Source organism: Ochrobactrum sp. SFR4 (assembly GCF_019730395.1).
GTDB lineage: Bacteria > Pseudomonadota > Alphaproteobacteria > Rhizobiales > Rhizobiaceae > Pseudochrobactrum.
This window is the reverse complement of sequence record NZ_JAAPBB010000345.1, coordinates 1-368: the sequence shown is the minus strand read 5'-3', so window position 1 is coordinate 368 and position 368 is coordinate 1. Positions and strand designations below refer to the sequence as shown.

Genomic DNA, 368 nt, shown 5'->3' with positions numbered 1-368 from the left:
AAAAACAAATAGTTACAGCGGTTCCAACGATTCAGTTTTAGCTGGAACCGCTGTAAAGCGCAAAAATGGGAGTGGGATAATGAAAACGATTAAAGGACCAGCGATATTTTTGGCGCAGTTTGCAGGCGACAGCGCTCCTTTTCATTCTTTCGATGCTATCTGCAAATGGGCGGCATCGCTCGGCTATAAAGGCGTACAGATTCCCACTTGGGACAAGCGGTTGTTTGATCTGGAAAAAGCTTCAGATTCACAAACCTATTGCGATGAAATCAAAGGCATAGCGGCATCGCATGGTTTGGAAATTACTGAGCTTTCAACCCATCTTCAGGGACAGCTGGTTGCTGTTCATCCGGCCTATGATACTGCAT

At 45.7% G+C, this 368-nt stretch carries 1 pseudogene; it reads left to right on the top strand.

Annotated features, from left to right (window positions below):
- Nucleotides 1-79: 79 nt before the first annotated feature.
- Nucleotides 80-368: pseudogene (locus HBA93_RS19295) on the top strand (sugar phosphate isomerase/epimerase); the annotation flags it as partial.